Here is a 15,454-nt window from a genome sequence, read left to right on the forward strand (position 1 = left end):
CTTTATTTACTATATATAAAAACGGCGGCGCGTGTCAATGTGCGGGTAAAAAAGTTGCCGGAAGATGAGAAACATAAGCAGCTCATGAAGCGGCTTTCGGTACGGATGTCGTGGGACGGACATTTTCCTTCTTGCCGAAAGCCGCCGTTTATCAGTACATTAGAAGTAATCTGCGAATTTTCCGCACTATTTTTCAATTTCTAAAAAGAGGCTTATATGGCAACGTATCAATTTCAAACCGAAGTAAATCAGCTTTTAAAACTCATCATCCATTCGATGTATTCGAATAAGGATATTTTCCTCAGGGAAATCGTTTCGAATGCATCGGACGCGCTCGACAAACTCAAATATCTCACCGTATCCGACGACGCGTTCAAAGACGTGCATTTTGCGCCGCGCATCGACATTTCGTTCGAAGGCGGGGATGAGGGCAAAGAGAGCGTGCTCACCGTGCAGGATTCCGGCATCGGCATGACCGATAAGGATTTAACCGATAACCTCGGTACGATCGCGCGCAGCGGCACGAAAGCGTTTTTTGAAAAATTAAACGAAGCGGCGTCGAAAGATTCGGCGCTCATCGGGCAGTTCGGCGTCGGCTTTTATGCGGCGTTTATGGCGGCAAAAAAAATCGACGTATACACGCGGAAAGCGGCCGATCCGTCCGGAAAAATTTGGCACTGGTCGAGCGACGGCACGAACTCGTACGATATTGAAGAAATCGCATACGACAGCGAAGAAGCGAAAAAATACGGTTTCGATAAAAGCGAAAGCTGCGGTTCCGCCGTCGTCATGCATTTAAACGACGACAGCAAGGAGTACGCGAGCCGCTGGAAGATCGAAGAACTTATTAAAAAATACAGCGATTATATCGCGTTTCCGATCTATCTTCACTATACGCAAAACAAATACGACGACAAGGGTAAGGTTACGTCGAGCGAAAATAAAGTCGATCAGGTAAACAGCGCGAGCGCGGTATGGAAACGATCGAAGAGCGATTTGAAAGAATCGGACTACAACGAATTCTACAAAACGATGAGCCGCGACGGCGACGATCCGCTCATGTACGTCCACACGCACGCCGAAGGTACGCAGGAATATACGACGCTCTTTTACGTTCCGAAAACCGCGCCCTTCGATATGTATCAAGCCGACTACAAAAGCGGCATAAAACTCTACGTCAAGCGTGTGTTTATCACCGACGACGACCGCGAACTGCTTCCGGCATACCTCCGTTTCGTGCGCGGTATCATCGACAGCGAAGATTTGCCGCTCAACGTGAGCCGCGAAATTTTGCAGCAAAACCGCATTCTCGAAACGATTAAATCGCAGTCGGTAAAAAAGCTGCTCGGCGAATTTAAAAAGCTTGCAGACGAAGCCGATAAAGCGCGAAAAAGCGAAAAGCCGACCGATGCCGAAAAAAAAGCGATCGAAAAATGGAATACGTTTATCGCGCAGTTTAACCGTCCGATGATGGAAGGTCTGTACTCGGATTTTGCAAACCGCGCGGAAATTGCGGAAATCGTACGATTTAAAACGACGTACAAGCCGGAAATAAAAGACGGCGCAAGCGATATGGATACTGCGAAAAAAGACGCGGGTGCTTCCGCTCAAAATGCGGCGGACAAAACTGCAGGCGGCGAATGGACGAGTTTTGCGGACTACGTACAGCGCATGAAAAGCGGCCAAAAATCGATTTACTACATTACCGGCACGGACGAAAACAATCTGCGTTCAAGTCCGCTCCTCGAAGCGTATACGAAAAAGGGTTTTGAAGTTTTGATAATCGCAAGCGACATCGCGGACATCGTTATTCCCGCGCTCGGGAAATACAAAGAATTTGAATTGAAAGCGGTGAACAGGGCGGGCAGCGACGATGAACTCGGCGTCGATAAAGCCGAAGCGGAAAAGAAAGAAAAAGAGTTCAAACCGCTCGTCGAAAAAATTAAAGAAGCGCTCGGTGACAACGTCAAAGAAGTAAAGCTCAGCAAGCGCCTTTCGGACAGTCCTTCGTGTATCGTCGTCGACGAAAACGATCCGTCCTTCCAAATGGAGCGCATGATGAAAGCGATGGGGCAATCCGGCGTCGACGTAAAGCCTATCCTCGAAGTGAACGGCGATCACCCGATTGTGCAAAAACTCAAAGACACCGACGACAAAGAACGCATCGCCGATATTTCTTTCGTACTGCTCGATCAAGCGCTGCTCGTGGGCGGTGAAGAGCTGAAAGATCCTGCCGATTTCGTAAAGCGCATGAATAATCTTTTGAGCAAATAGATCGCCCGTTCGTTATGTAATTCACGTTTTCGGGAGAGAACGTGAATTGCAATCGGTAATAGCATTGCGCGTATCGTGTGTGTTTTAAAGATAAAATAAAAATTAAAAAAGTCGTCGTGAAAATGACGGCTTTTTTTGTATATTTTTCGAGATCTTATTTGACGACCTGATATACATAGGTTATACTTAAAAAACAAAACGGTATGTTTTAAACAACACACTGCATTGGGTATCCATAATAAAAATACAGTATTCGAGTAAAAAGGTTGTTCTTATGAAAACAATCGCGGTTATTGCATATGACAAAGTCTCTGCAGATGTGTATGCGGAGCAAGTACGATATTTTATGGGCGCCAAAGCAAGTGTCTTTTCATACAGTACACGAGAATATTTCAACGATATTCGTCCCGCCGACCTGTATTTGATTTCGACCTGCGCGTGTACGGATCTCAACAATTTACAAAAACAGTTGCCTTCAAACGGCGAAGTGACCATTATCCAAGTAACGATACGAAAAGAAAGTTTAAAACAATTATTAAAAATTCCGCAGGGAACAAAAGCGCTTGTCGTCAATCTCAGCCATAAAATGGCGATCGAAACGATGGCTCTGTTCAATCGCTTCGGCATCGACAATATCGAATGTTATCCGTGCAGTCCGAACGAAACGTATAGACCGGACATTACCTTTGCCGTGACGCCCGGCGAAAGCCGTTATGTCCCGAAAGAAGTGACCGATGTTTTGGATATCGGGCCGCGTCTTTTAAGCGGTGACACTGTTGTCGAACTCCTGCTTAAATCCGACTGCGAAGAACTTCTCGAAGAAGAAAAAATCAAAAAATATCTTAAAGACATCGTCGATGATAATTATAATTTCAACCGTATGTTTTATCGTTCCATACGGATGGAAGGACTTTTCGACAATCTTCAAAATATGCTCGATATCGGCATTATCTGCATCGATGCGGAAGGAACGGTATTTTATTTAAATAAAAAAGCGGAGGAAATACTCGCCGTATCGAAAAAGGCGGTTGTCGGCAAAAAATCCGACGGCGTGCTTCCGTTTATTCCGTTCGGTGATTTTTTGATTTCACAAAAAGCTGTAAAAGAACACATGCTCAAAATACGCAATGTCGATATGACACTCAATATTACGCCGATCGTCAAAGGCAATTCGTTTGTCGGAGCCATGGCGGCGATTCAGCGTTTCAGTGACGAAGAGTACCGCCAGCATAAACTGCGCCGTCAGCTTATGAATAAAGGACATGCGGCAAAATATACGTTCGATTCTATAATCGGAAGCAGTGCCGCCGTGCGTCGTGCAAAGGAAGTTGCCGCGAAAATGGCATGCCGTACCGCTCCCGTTCTTTTAACCGGAGAAAGCGGTACCGGCAAAGAGCTTTTCGCACATGCAATTCATGCGGCATCCGAACGGCACGGATATCCGTTCGTCGCGATCAACTGTGCTGCCATTCCCGACAGCCTTATGGAAAGCGAATTGTTTGGCTATGAAGAAGGCGCTTTTACGGGTGCGAAAAAAGGCGGCAAAATGGGATTTTTCGAATTCGCACACCGCGGTACGCTTTTTCTCGATGAGATCGAAGGCATGAGCAAAGCGCTGCAGCTGAAGCTTTTGCGCGTTATCCAGGAAAAAGAAGTGCTGAGGATCGGCGGCAACAGCGTTATCAACGTCGATGTGCGCATTATCGCCGCAACGAATGAAAATCTCGGCGAATCGGTACGGCTCGGAAGATTCAGAAAAGATTTGTATTACCGGCTGAACGTATTGAGTTTGGAATTGCCGCCGCTGCGCGAGCGGGGAACGGATGTTTTGGAATTGATCGATAATTTTAAAAAACGTCTCCATTCCGATTTTACGCTCGCAAACGAAACGGAGCGGATACTGCTCGATCAAGAATGGGACGGCAATATCCGGCAGTTGAAAAACTGCGTTGAATATCTTGCCTGCTTGAATAAAGCCGAAATCGTACCGGATGATTTGCCGGCGGATTTGCAGATAAAGCGGAAAAAAACAGAAACACTTGAACGCTGCTTTGAAGCACAAGGACGTTCGGAAGTTTCCGTCCCGCACCCTGTTTTTTCGTCCGTATCTTCAGCTCCGCATTTTGAAACCGAGAGCGTCCGCTTTTTTCCTTCCGACGGCTCGGTAAAATACGCACAGCTTTTTTTACTCGAACAAATGAAACGTCGTGCAAAAGAAGGAAAAAGCTGCGGCAGGCGATTTTTATTGCAGCAAATCAGAGATGCCGGTTATATCGTCGGAGAAAAAGAAGTGCGTGATTTGCTGCAGGATATGGCCGCGAAAAGATTTATCGATGTAAAAAAAGGCAGAAACGGCGCACGGATAACCGAAAACGGGTTAAAATGGTTTAATGTAAACAAATAATGGGGTAAATGGGTTTTTGTACGAAGATACGAAGAGATGCGTCCGTAATGATTTCCTGAATTCCGTAGAATCTCCGTTAAATCTCAAAATACTCTCATAAAAATCATAATTAAAACCAATATCTCTATTATTATTTATTGGCATATAAATTGCATATAGTTAAAAAATCGATACATACCAATATAAGGGAGAACGGAATGATATATGATTTCGATGCGATAACGGACAGAGCGCATACCGATTCCGTAAAATATGACGAAGCCGAAAAAAAATTCGGTACGAAAGATATTATACCGCTGTGGATCGCCGATATGGATTTTCCGACTGCCAGACCGATTATCGATGCGATGGCGGAGCGGAATAAAAACGGGATTTTCGGCTATACGTCACGTCCCGATTCGTATTTTGAATCCGTCCGGGACTGGCAGGCAAAAAGGAACGGGTGGACATTCGATACCGCCCTCGCATCTTTTTGTCCGGGGGTCGTACCCGCTTTAGCCGCCATTGTGGATCGGTTCAGCGGCGAGGGCGACGATATTTTATTTTTGACGCCGGTATATTCGGAATTTTTCAGCGTTACGCAAAACTGCGGCAGAAATCCGCTTACCGTTCCTCTTATTCAAAAAGACGGCGGTGCGGTCGATATCGATTTCGACGCATTCGAAAAAGCGCTGCAAAAAAAGCCTGCGTTATTTATTTTTTGTCATCCTCACAATCCGCTCGGCCGCGTCTGGAAAAAATCCGAACTGCAGAAAATAGCCGAGTTGTGTATCCGCTATAAAGTGCCGATCGTATCCGACGAAATTCATGCGGATCTTATGCTGTGGGGGAACAAGCATATTCCATTAGCTTCCATCAGCTCGGAAATCGCAGTACATACGATTACCTGTACGTCGGCGACAAAAACATTCAACCTTGCAGGCTTGCAGGCATCGACGATTATCTTTCCCGATAAAGCGGCAAAAGAGAAATTCGATGCTTTTTGGCACCGCATAGACGTTCATAGAAACAACTGTTTCAGCGTCGTCGCGGTCGAAGCCGCCTTTCGACACGGTGAAGAATGGCTTGAACAGGTACTGCGCTACATTGAAGCCAATATGAAATATGTAAAGGAGTATATCGATACGAATATTTCCTCGATTAAAACCTATATTCCCGAAAGTACGTATTTGATGTGGCTCGACTGCCGCGGACTCGGTTTTACCGGTGATGAACTCGTGGAATTTATGGCGAAAAAAGCGCATTTGGGATTAAACGACGGACGCGCATTCGGTGCCGAAGCCGGATATATGCGGATCAACGTCGCCTGTCCGCGCTCGATATTAACAAAAGCGTTGGCACAGCTCAAAGATGCCGTCGAAAAAAATAATCGGGTATCTTAAAAACCGAAGTTTCGGCGTCTGCGAATCATACGGTGCGGTTTTTCCGCAAAGGAAAATATTATGCTGAAAGGTATGGAAGAATACGTTATCGCACTCAGGCGAAAATTTCACAAAATTCCGGAAATTTCTTTAAAAGAAAAAGAAACTTCCGAATATATCCGGCGCGAACTTGAAACGTTGGGTGTTTCGTATGAATCCGTCGGCGAATACGGTACGGTCGCGAGTATCAAAGGCGATCTGCCCGGCAAGATATATGCGTTCCGATCCGATATCGATGCGCTGCCTATAAACGAAGATACGTCGCTCGAATTTAAATCAGAGCATGAGGGCTGTATGCATGCATGCGGGCACGACGGCCACATCGCAATTCTTTTGACATTTGCACGCGAACTTGCGGCTATGAAATCAGAACTCAAAGGAACCGTTTACCTCTGTTTTCAGCAGGCGGAAGAAATCGGCAAAGGGCATCGGGAGATTATCGACTATCTCAAAACCGTCGGAAAAATTGAAACGATGGTCAGCTCTCATCTTTGGGCGGATATTCCCGTCGGAAAAATATCGCTGCAGGCGGGAGCGGTGATGGCGGGAACGACGAGCTTTCATCTGACCGTAACCGGAAAAAGCTGTCACGGCTCGCGCCCCGATCAAGGTATCGACCCCATCAACGCCGGTGCAATGATCGTCGGAGAAGCATTCCGAATTAAAGACAGGGAATTCAGTCCGCTTCAGCACAATACGCTGAGCTTCGGATTATTTCACAGCGGTACTGCGACAAATATCATTCCCGATCAGGCGGAACTCGGCGGAACGATGCGTTTTTTTTCGGACGCCGAACGCACGCAATTATTTTCCGTCCTCGACAGAAGCTGCAAAGCGGCGGAAATACTGACCGGTGCAAAGGCGGAATGGAAGCCGCTTGTCGGTCTTCCTCCCGTTGTAAACGATCCGGCAAGTATTGCAAAAGCGCTTCCGTCGGCACAGGCCGTTTTCGGAGATAAAAACGTCATCCGATTTGAAAAGATTATGGGAGCCGATAATTACGGTTGTTATCTGCAGGAGTTTCCGGGCTTCTATGCATTTATCGGCATCAGAAACGAAGAAAAAGGAATTTGCCACGCACATCACAGCAGTAAATTCGATATGGACGAATCGGCGCTGCCGAATGCCGTTCGTTTTTATATCGATTTTATACGCAAAAATATGTAGGAGGTATCTATGGATACTGCAAATCGGAAAGCCGAAAATAAGCGACAGCTTTCGGGTATGTTGGGTTTTATCGAAAGGGCGGGAAATAAAATTCCGCATCCGATTTATATGTTTATCGTGTTTTTCTTTTTGACGCTGATTCTTTCGGCGATCTGCGCCGCGGCCGGAGTCAAAGCGGTTAATCCGGTAAACGATAAAGAAGTCGCCGCCGTCAATCTGCTTACGGCGGGAGGTATTGCCGATATTTTGAAAAGCTTTCCGTCGGTGTGGGCAAGTTTCGCTCCGATAGGCGCGGTGTTTATCGCGACATTGGGACTCGGCGTTGCGAACGGCAGCGGATTTTTAAAAGGCATTTTGTCGCTTGCAAGCAATTTCAAATCGAAATTCATCGTAACGATGATCGTCGTTTTGATCGGCATCAACGGAAACCTGATCGGCGACACCGCGTTTGTCGTATTTCCTCCGCTCATTGCGATCCTGTATATAAATTTGAAACGCAATCCGCTGGCGGGACTCTTTACGGCGTATGCATCGGTGGCTTGCGGATTCGGAGCCGCCTTGGTCGTCGGAAACGGAGACGCCATGCTTGCAGGTATGACCGAAGCTGCCGCGCGTTTGGTGGATCCGGCGATGGTCGTTTCACCGGCGAGCGGATATTATTTTATGCTCATATCGACGATTTTGTTGAGCCCCGCAATCGCATGGGTATCTATCAAATTCGTAGAGAAAAAACTCGACGACACGGGCATGGGAGCCGAATTCGAACTTAAAGAAGAAGAGCATATAAAAGTTTCGCTTTCAGACGTGGAAAATAAAGCAATGAAATCGGCGGCATTGGGGTTGGCGGGGCTGGTTTTGGTTCTCGTTGCCATGGGATTCAAAGGAATGCCCTTTGCGCCGCCCGAAGGAAAATCTTTTGCATTCAGCCCGATGCTCCGAGCCATCCCTGCCGTTATCCTGTTTGTGTTCGCCGTTCCCGGCTACGTATACGGAAAAATTACCGGCTCGATTAAGGAATTTAAAGACATATTCGCTATGATGACGAACGAAATAAAAACGATTGCACCGTTTTTCCTCATTTGTTTTTTTGCGAGCCAATTTATCTCCGTATTTGCAAAGAGCAATTTGGGAACGATCATCGCAATCAAGTGCGGTCTGTTTTTGAAAAACAGCGGCATTCACGGCGTCGGTCTCTTTATCGCCTTCGTATTCCTTATCGCGATCATAAACCTCTTCGTCAGCAGTATGAGCGCGAAATGGGCGGTGCTCTCTACGGTTTTCGTTCCCATGCTTTTGATTGCCGGCATAACTCCTGCAGCAACGCAAATGGCATATCGCATCGGTGACAGCTTGACAAACAATATTACGCCGACGTTCGCATACTTGGGCATTATCCTTACCTATGCGCAAAAATACGATAAACGTGCGCAGACCGGTACGGTCATGGCCTATATGCTGCCGTTTTCAATCGCGTTTACGCTCGTATGGGTTCTTTTACTCGTATTGTGGACTGTTTCCGGTCTGCCGATCGGCCCGGGATATCATGTATTTATGTAGGAGGTATGATAACTATGAAAAAGATAATCGTATTGTTATGTGCCGCATCCCTTATGTTTGCGGCGGTAACAGGGTGCTCTTCGCCGATGTCTGATAACAACGACGATCGATTTCTTCCTGCGGAAGACATCGATCCGAACGGGGGTGCGGATATTCACGGTGCGAATAATCACAAAAAATCGAAATATTGGCTGCATCCGGATTTTTATAATATGGAAAGCGATGATCAGGTAACGATTATATCGCATTTTAAAACCATGCAGCAAACGACCGAATACAGCTGCGGTCCTTCGTGCGTTACGATGGTCCTCATGCATTTGGGCATACCGATGACCGAATGGGAAGCTGCAGTCGGTATGCACTGCAATATGGATGAAGACGATCCGGACGCAAAACCGGGCAGTGCAAACAACTGGTACGAACCCGGTGCAAATGTCGGAAAAATCGTCAAGTTTTTAAAAACGCTTTCCGATGTGAAGATTGTCGAAGCGAATTACAAAGAGCATCCGCGGCCGGACGATTTCGTGACGGAAGAAGATACTAAAAACTTGAAGTATTCTCCTGCTATGGTTGGTAATTATAAAAGATATTTTGAATCCGTATCCCTTTACTCGAGCGAAAATAAAGCGGATACCGACAAATGGGTTACGGATGCAAAAGATTCGTTTTTTGTAAAATGGCTGACCGGTCATTTGAAAGACGGGCATCCGATTATCGCTCATACCAATCTGTGGAACGGGCATTATGTCGTAATTGTCGGCTATGATAACGGCGGAACACCGCAGCTTGGTGATGACGTTTTAATTATTGCCGATCCTTATGATACATGGGATCACTGGCAAGACGGATTTATCGTACTGCCGCTTGAAAAATTTTTTTATGAATGGAATGATTTTAATATTGCGGCGAAACCGTATCAGCTGCAGCCCTTTGTAGTAGTAGGGAAAAAATAAAAAACAAATTCTTGCACGGTATTGCCGTATCGTATTACATAATATTGCAATACCGGCAGAATCGCCGGTACGAACGCTGCGAAGTAACAGTTGATGCGGCAGCGGCGCACACACTGCAGTCACGCTGCCGCCTTTGCATCGATAAATACCGTTATCTGTCGCCGAGTCTGAAGCCGACACCGACGTAGGGCCTGAACGTCAAATACGTCGCCTTTTGTTTTTCGATAACATCATAAAAATCGTATGAGACGTTTACTCCTGCGACAAGCGACGTCGTTTTGCCGAGTCCGAACTGTACACCGCCGGTCGTCCCGACGCCGAGCATCGCGTGTTTAAAATCGGTCGGCAGCTTTGTGTTTACACCGATTCCCATTTGAACGGAGAAGAGTTTACCGAACGGAATTCTGAACGCGGGGCCGAGATTGAAATCGAGTATACCCCACGTATCGAATAATTTATTTTTCGGAAAAATCAATGCAGCGTTTCCCCACAATCCGGTAAACGTAGACGTGTAAGTAAAAAACGTAAGGTCGGGTCCGAAGCTGATGTCTTTGTCGTGTAGACTGCCCTCGATCAGAGAGCCGCTGAAATCTTTGATATCCGTCCAATACGACAATTCCATCGTTCCACCGAGCGACAGCGTCGTCTCCGCGGCCGCCAAACCTGACAGGGCGATTCCCGAAACGAGAGCCGCCGCTAAAATCAATTTTTTCATAGTTACCTCCTATAAAAACTTTTGCAGGAAATATCAATTTCCGAAAAAGTTTTTAGCCGTGCGCAAACGCGCACACGTTCAATAATCGAGTTTGCAAATACAGTGTATTGTACTCATACGATTCTTATCGGAACGATACGTATACACGTTTTCTGCAAACATCCGCGCAAACTCGCACACGTTATGTCTCTTATCGATTCCGGCTGTATGCGATCAGTTCAGGATGATATTCGAAATGCATATTATCCCAAATCGGCCACTTGCCGCCCCAGATAAATCCTTCCGATTCGAATGCTTCGATCACGCCGTCCGGCGGCATCCAGCGTTTTTCGAGCGGAAGTGTCATCCATCCTTCGGGGTCGATATCGCGCCGCCATGCCCAGTAGATGTTCTTTTGTCCCCAGCCGCGCGGCAGGACATCGATTGCGATGCCGTAGCTGTGAAACGAACGAGACACGCGATCGCCGATTTCCCTCCAGTTGTAGCTGTCGACGCGCGCCAGTTCGTCGATGAAGTGCTGTACGGCGGCATCGGTTTTTGCGCGCTCTCGGATTTTGTTTTCGACGCGCGCAAGCGGTGCAAAAATTCGTTCGTGTGCGTTCGTATATTTGCCGAGAAACGATATGCGCTTTATATGCGCTTCGGTCGATTGCCGCGTTTCACAGTCATAGACTGTATTAAAAAAATAAAGCGATGTGCCGCCCTGACGCGAACGGGTTTCCGCCGAAGAAAAATTACGCAGGCGGCGTAAGTCCTCTTCGGAAAAATTCGCAGGATCGGGAATTTCTTTTGCATAGGGATAGAGGAGCGGCCAGTACGATTCGCGCTCGGTAAGTTTGTCCGCAGGAAGCATTTTGCCGTCCGCCCAATACAATGTCGCCGTTTTGCGGATTGCGCCGCGGTTTTGTACGACATCGATTTTAAAATCCGAGAGTGCGGCGTCGTAGACTGCCGTGAATGAAACGTCGGGATAGGCGTGCCTGAGTATAGCGAGCTCTTTCGGTTCGGGCGGAGCGGGGTAAAGAGACACCGCAAAAAATATAAAGAGCAGCGATTCGAAAAAATATTTTAGGCATTTCGATATGTGCATCGGGTACTCCAAAATGCGGTGTTGTAACTCGCGATAATACAGCGAGTTACAACTCGTCAGCATCTCGAAAAAATCGCTAAAGGTGAGTTTTTTGAGATGCCCTATATATGAAAAAAATATAAGGGCGGCAAGTTACGCGTAAAGCTAAACGTCCTCTTGCCGACTTACGCCGTATACCGTATACTAAGAGTTATGAGAGAGAGCAAAGCAACCGTTCCCGCGCCGTACACACAAGCGCCCGCATACAGAAATTCCGCTGCAGTCATCGTAGATTGTCTTATAGCAGCGTGCTTGACACGTCTGCGCGGGCGCAGCAAAATTCTCAGCTTCTCAGCTAAGGGCGTTTTCCGCTCATCCGCCGTATATCCGTCCGCACATAAGGGACGTACAACATACTTTTCGCACCACATGCACGAAAGGCGTACCGTCTTCCGTGCGTTTTTTTATTTTTTCATTAAAAGGAGTTTTCTATGAAAACAAGCAACAACGAAAAAGCGGGTGTCTTTAAAGTTACGGCGCTCGTCGCAGCTGCGCTTTTATTTGCCGGCATGGCGATAAGCTGTTCTAACGGAAGCGATTCCGGCGGAACGTCCGTTACCAAGTATAAAGTAACGCTTGAAAAAGACATCGGCGGCAATGTAACGGTAAATCCTACGCTGCCTGCGGACGGTATGGTAGCCGAAAACACGGAGCTTACCTTTACTGCAGAGCCGGTTGCGGGCTACAAGTTTGTAAAGTGGCAACGTGACGGAACCGATGCCGGTACCGAGACTACGTACAAGCACACGGTAACACAGGCCGTGCAGGTAAAAGCCGTTTTTGCAGAAGACAATCCGGCTCTTATTACCAAGTACGCGGTAACGCTTACCTTGCCGGTAAACGGTACGGTAAAGTCCGTTCCCGAAATCCCATCCGATAACCAAGTGCCCAAAGACACCGAGATTACCTTTACGGCGACGCCCGCTTCAGGCTATGCGGTAGACAAATGGACAATTTCGACGGGCACGTTTACCGTGGGCGGGACTGCAGGAAGTGCCACCGCAACGATAAAGGTTACCGCAAACGTAACGGTCGGCGTAACATTTAAAGAAGGCGGCAACACGTCCATAGACGGTGTGTGGAAAATGATTTCGATACGGAAAGGATCGACAATTCAAACCTGTCCCGTAACCGAGGACGGTATTACAACACAGCCGTATTTATGTTTTACGGCAGGAAAGTTCTATTTTGCAAGTGAAATATCGGGTTCGCTTCAGGATGGGCTGTATAAAGACTCAGCGGAAGGAACACCTTTTACCCTCGACGGCGCCAAAATTATGATAGATGGAGAAGAATTTGCTGCATTCGGTTTAAGCGGAAATACTATGACGCTTAACATAGCGGACGGAGACTTCGATACTATGGTGTTAGAAAAGACGGCAAATCCCACCGTGGGACAGGTTTTGGCCGCCTCTGTATTCGTGCAAGTAAAAGATTTTGAGCAATTGCTGGAGTATTACTTGGGCGGAAAATTTTCAACAGAAAAAGTAAACTACATCGAAATAATCGGTGTCATACCGGCAGCCGACTTTATACCGCACGGTCCTAAACCGAGTAATCTCAGCACAAGTCTTAAAGACTATTCGGACATAAAAATCGCCCTTAAAATCAAAAACTATCCTGCAGGTCTTACCGAAATGTACGGCTGTTTTGAAGACTGTACAAACCTCGTATCGCTTGCCTCCCTTCCTGACGGTCTTGACAATATAAACGGCCTCTTTAAAGGCTGTACAAACCTTACTGGTGTGCCGACTATTCCTGCCGGCGTTACGAATATGAACAGCTGTTTTTACGAATGTACAAGCCTTACCCGTGTACCCGATATCCCTGACAGCGTTACGAATATGAACGGTTGTTTTAAAGGCTGCACAAATCTTGCTACCGTACCGGATATCCCTGCAAGCGTTAAGCGTATGGCGACCTGTTTTGAAAACTGCACAAGTCTTACCGGCGTAAAGCTTAAATGCAATTACAATCCTGTCAAGCCGCCATTATCTCTTGACCTTGCTTTCAAAGATGCCTTTAAGGCTTGCACCGCTCTCACTGCAGGCAGTATCAAAGTGCCTTCCGGTCAGCTTACAGCATACCGAAATGCTGCTGGTGTTATGGGCACCGAAGCGGAAAACTTTGAAGAGGAGTAACTTCACCGACGGGTAATTTCGGCGGTTGACAACTTGATTACCCGTTGAATAAAACATTAAGCTGACCGCCCCCAAGTCGGAAAAACTCCGGCTCTGAGGGCGGTTTTTTTGTGCGCGGGATTACCGGATTACCTTACGAAACAGGTGAAGCTGTGATATAATTCAATTATCGTCTGCGTGTACGAACATCACGTGCCGGAATATAAAACCGGGAAATTCGTTATGCCTGCAATGCCATAGATGAGCACTATAAAGACTATGACACAAGCACTGAAACACAACGGACGGTGAGTGCACGGGGTTGATTATGACCGCATTGCCGGGATTTTACAGTACGCTTTTTACTATTGCGCTTCCGATCGTTTTGCAGAATTTTTTGCAGACCTTTGTCAACATGCTCGACACGGTTATGGTCGGCAGACTCGGTGCAACGGAAATTGCAGCGGCGGGGCTGGGTAATCAGATTTTTTTTATCCTCAATATGATGCTTTTCGGTATTTCAAGCGGCGGCGCCATTTTCGTCGCGCAGTATTGGGGCAAAAAAGATATCGCCGGAATCCGTCGAACGCTCGGGATTACGCTTGCGCTTTCGTTCTCGCTTTCACTCATCTTTACCGCTGCCGCCCTTTTTTTCCCTCGCGAATTGATTTCGCTGTATTCTTCGGATGAGCGCGTCATCGCTCTCGGCGGCCGGTATCTGCGCTGCGTCGCGCCCAGCTATCCGATGCTCGCACTGAGTTTCGCGTTTCAACTCGCTTTCCGCGCAACCGAGCACGTACGGCTGCCGACGGTAAGCACGGCAATATCGTTTTTCGTAAACGCCGTTTTCAATTATCTTTTGATTTTCGGCGCCTCCGTTTCCGTTTTCGGAACCGCCCTAACCGTACCGGCGATGGGGGTGCAAGGAGCCGCAATCGCGACGGTGCTTTCCCGCTTCGTGGAACTCGCGATCACGGTCGGCTGGTCGTATCGCAAAAAATACGAAGCGTGCGGCCGGTTTGCCGAACTCTTTTCGTTCGATCGCGATTTCCTCGCGCGCTTTGTCAAAATCGCGCTTCCCGTCATCATAAACGAAACGCTGTGGGGCTTGGGGATCACGATGGAAAATTCGATTTTTTCGCATGCGAGCACCGATGCGCTTGCAGCGTTCAATATAACCGGAACGATTTCCCAGCTGACGTGGGTATTTTTTATCGGCGTCGGAAACGGCGCGGGTATAATAATCGGTAAAAAAATCGGCGCAAGTGCCGAAGCGGAAGCGCGCCGGTATGCAAACCGATTCGCATGGTTTATGCCCGCGATGGCCGTCCTTATCGGCTCTCTGCTCTTTCCGCTTTCGCTCGCACTTCCCGTTTTATTCAATGTCGGAACGCATATCATCCGTCAAGCGCGCCTTATGCTGCGCATCCTCATGTGCGTTTATCCGCTGAACGCGTTCAATATGTTTTTTATCGTCGGTATGTGCCGCTCGGGCGGCGACACGATTTACGCCGCAATCAACGACGGCGTATGGATGTGGTTCGTTGCGATCCCGCTCGCATACACAGCGGCTTTTGTACTGCACGCGGAACCTTACGTTATCTATGCGTGTTTGCAGATTGAACAAATTTTTAAATCCGGTGCGGGTCTGCTCCGCGTGCGCAACGGCAAATGGCTGCACAACGTTACGCGCTAGATTAATAAATAGGGGCAA

At 47.5% G+C, this 15,454-nt stretch carries 10 protein-coding genes; 8 read left to right on the forward strand and 2 right to left on the reverse strand.

Annotated elements, in window-relative coordinates; all coding sequences use genetic code 11:
• Positions 1–216: 216 nt before the first annotated feature.
• The 6 genes from htpG to HMPREF0860_RS03035 all read left to right on the forward strand — a co-directional run bounded on the left by htpG (position 217) and on the right by HMPREF0860_RS03035 (position 9,776).
• On the forward strand, positions 217–2,274 hold the full coding sequence (gene htpG / locus HMPREF0860_RS03010) for a molecular chaperone HtpG (protein ID WP_021329611.1): 2,058 nt from the start codon (positions 217–219) through the stop codon (positions 2,272–2,274).
• 346 nt (positions 2,275–2,620) lie between these two features.
• Positions 2,621–4,678 (forward strand): sigma 54-interacting transcriptional regulator, encoded by a 2,058-nt coding sequence (locus HMPREF0860_RS14210; protein ID WP_196799833.1) that lies wholly within the window; start codon positions 2,621–2,623, stop codon positions 4,676–4,678.
• 197 nt (positions 4,679–4,875) lie between these two features.
• Positions 4,876–6,060, forward strand: a complete 1,185-nt coding sequence (locus HMPREF0860_RS03020; protein WP_021329648.1) for a MalY/PatB family protein — start codon at positions 4,876–4,878, stop codon at positions 6,058–6,060.
• 72 nt (positions 6,061–6,132) lie between these two features.
• Positions 6,133–7,266, forward strand: a complete 1,134-nt coding sequence (locus HMPREF0860_RS03025) for a M20 metallopeptidase family protein (RefSeq protein ID WP_231364290.1) — start codon at positions 6,133–6,135, stop codon at positions 7,264–7,266.
• 9 nt (positions 7,267–7,275) lie between these two features.
• Positions 7,276–8,823 carry an AbgT family transporter gene (locus HMPREF0860_RS03030; RefSeq protein ID WP_021495484.1) on the forward strand — a complete coding sequence of 516 codons (1,548 nt, stop codon included), beginning with the start codon at positions 7,276–7,278 and terminating at the stop codon, positions 8,821–8,823.
• 14 nt (positions 8,824–8,837) lie between these two features.
• Positions 8,838–9,776 (forward strand): C39 family peptidase, encoded by a 939-nt coding sequence (locus HMPREF0860_RS03035; RefSeq protein WP_021329609.1) that lies wholly within the window; start codon positions 8,838–8,840, stop codon positions 9,774–9,776.
• 151 nt (positions 9,777–9,927) lie between these two features.
• Here the strand turns inward: HMPREF0860_RS03035 and HMPREF0860_RS03040 are convergent, their stop codons facing one another.
• Together HMPREF0860_RS03040 and HMPREF0860_RS03045 are read right to left on the reverse strand one after the other, a co-directional pair.
• Positions 9,928–10,491, reverse strand: coding sequence for a hypothetical protein (locus tag HMPREF0860_RS03040; protein WP_021329681.1), 564 nt, complete (start codon positions 10,489–10,491; stop codon positions 9,928–9,930).
• A gap of 190 nt (positions 10,492–10,681) precedes the next feature.
• Entirely contained in the window at positions 10,682–11,581 is a 900-nt protein-coding gene (locus tag HMPREF0860_RS03045) for a M15 family metallopeptidase (RefSeq protein WP_021329741.1), read from the reverse strand.
• A gap of 470 nt (positions 11,582–12,051) precedes the next feature.
• On the opposite strand from HMPREF0860_RS03045, the gene HMPREF0860_RS13170 reads away from it, so the two are divergent.
• Both HMPREF0860_RS13170 and HMPREF0860_RS03060 read left to right on the forward strand, forming a co-directional pair.
• Positions 12,052–13,761 (forward strand): InlB B-repeat-containing protein, encoded by a 1,710-nt coding sequence (locus HMPREF0860_RS13170; RefSeq protein ID WP_021329645.1) that lies wholly within the window; start codon positions 12,052–12,054, stop codon positions 13,759–13,761.
• Between the two features lie 307 nt (positions 13,762–14,068).
• Positions 14,069–15,436 carry an MATE family efflux transporter gene (locus tag HMPREF0860_RS03060; protein ID WP_021329737.1) on the forward strand — a complete coding sequence of 456 codons (1,368 nt, stop codon included), beginning with the start codon at positions 14,069–14,071 and terminating at the stop codon, positions 15,434–15,436.
• Positions 15,437–15,454: the final 18 nt, after the last annotated feature.

It is taken from the genome of Treponema socranskii subsp. socranskii VPI DR56BR1116 = ATCC 35536 (assembly GCF_000468115.1).
Lineage (GTDB): Bacteria > Spirochaetota > Spirochaetia > Treponematales > Treponemataceae > Treponema_D > Treponema_D socranskii.

Coding starts and splice junctions, on each gene's coding strand:
- HMPREF0860_RS03030 (WP_021495484.1), top strand. CDS start 7,276: ATGGATACTGCAAATCGGAAAGCCGAAAATAAGCGACAGCTTTCGGGT.
- htpG (WP_021329611.1), top strand. CDS start 217: ATGGCAACGTATCAATTTCAAACCGAAGTAAATCAGCTTTTAAAACTC.
- HMPREF0860_RS14210 (WP_196799833.1), top strand. CDS start 2,621: ATGGGCGCCAAAGCAAGTGTCTTTTCATACAGTACACGAGAATATTTC.
- HMPREF0860_RS03020 (WP_021329648.1), top strand. CDS start 4,876: ATGATATATGATTTCGATGCGATAACGGACAGAGCGCATACCGATTCC.
- HMPREF0860_RS03060 (WP_021329737.1), top strand. CDS start 14,069: ATGACCGCATTGCCGGGATTTTACAGTACGCTTTTTACTATTGCGCTT.
- HMPREF0860_RS03025 (WP_231364290.1), top strand. CDS start 6,133: ATGGAAGAATACGTTATCGCACTCAGGCGAAAATTTCACAAAATTCCG.
- HMPREF0860_RS03045 (WP_021329741.1), bottom strand. CDS start 11,581: ATGCACATATCGAAATGCCTAAAATATTTTTTCGAATCGCTGCTCTTT.
- HMPREF0860_RS13170 (WP_021329645.1), top strand. CDS start 12,052: ATGAAAACAAGCAACAACGAAAAAGCGGGTGTCTTTAAAGTTACGGCG.
- HMPREF0860_RS03035 (WP_021329609.1), top strand. CDS start 8,838: ATGAAAAAGATAATCGTATTGTTATGTGCCGCATCCCTTATGTTTGCG.
- HMPREF0860_RS03040 (WP_021329681.1), bottom strand. CDS start 10,491: ATGAAAAAATTGATTTTAGCGGCGGCTCTCGTTTCGGGAATCGCCCTG.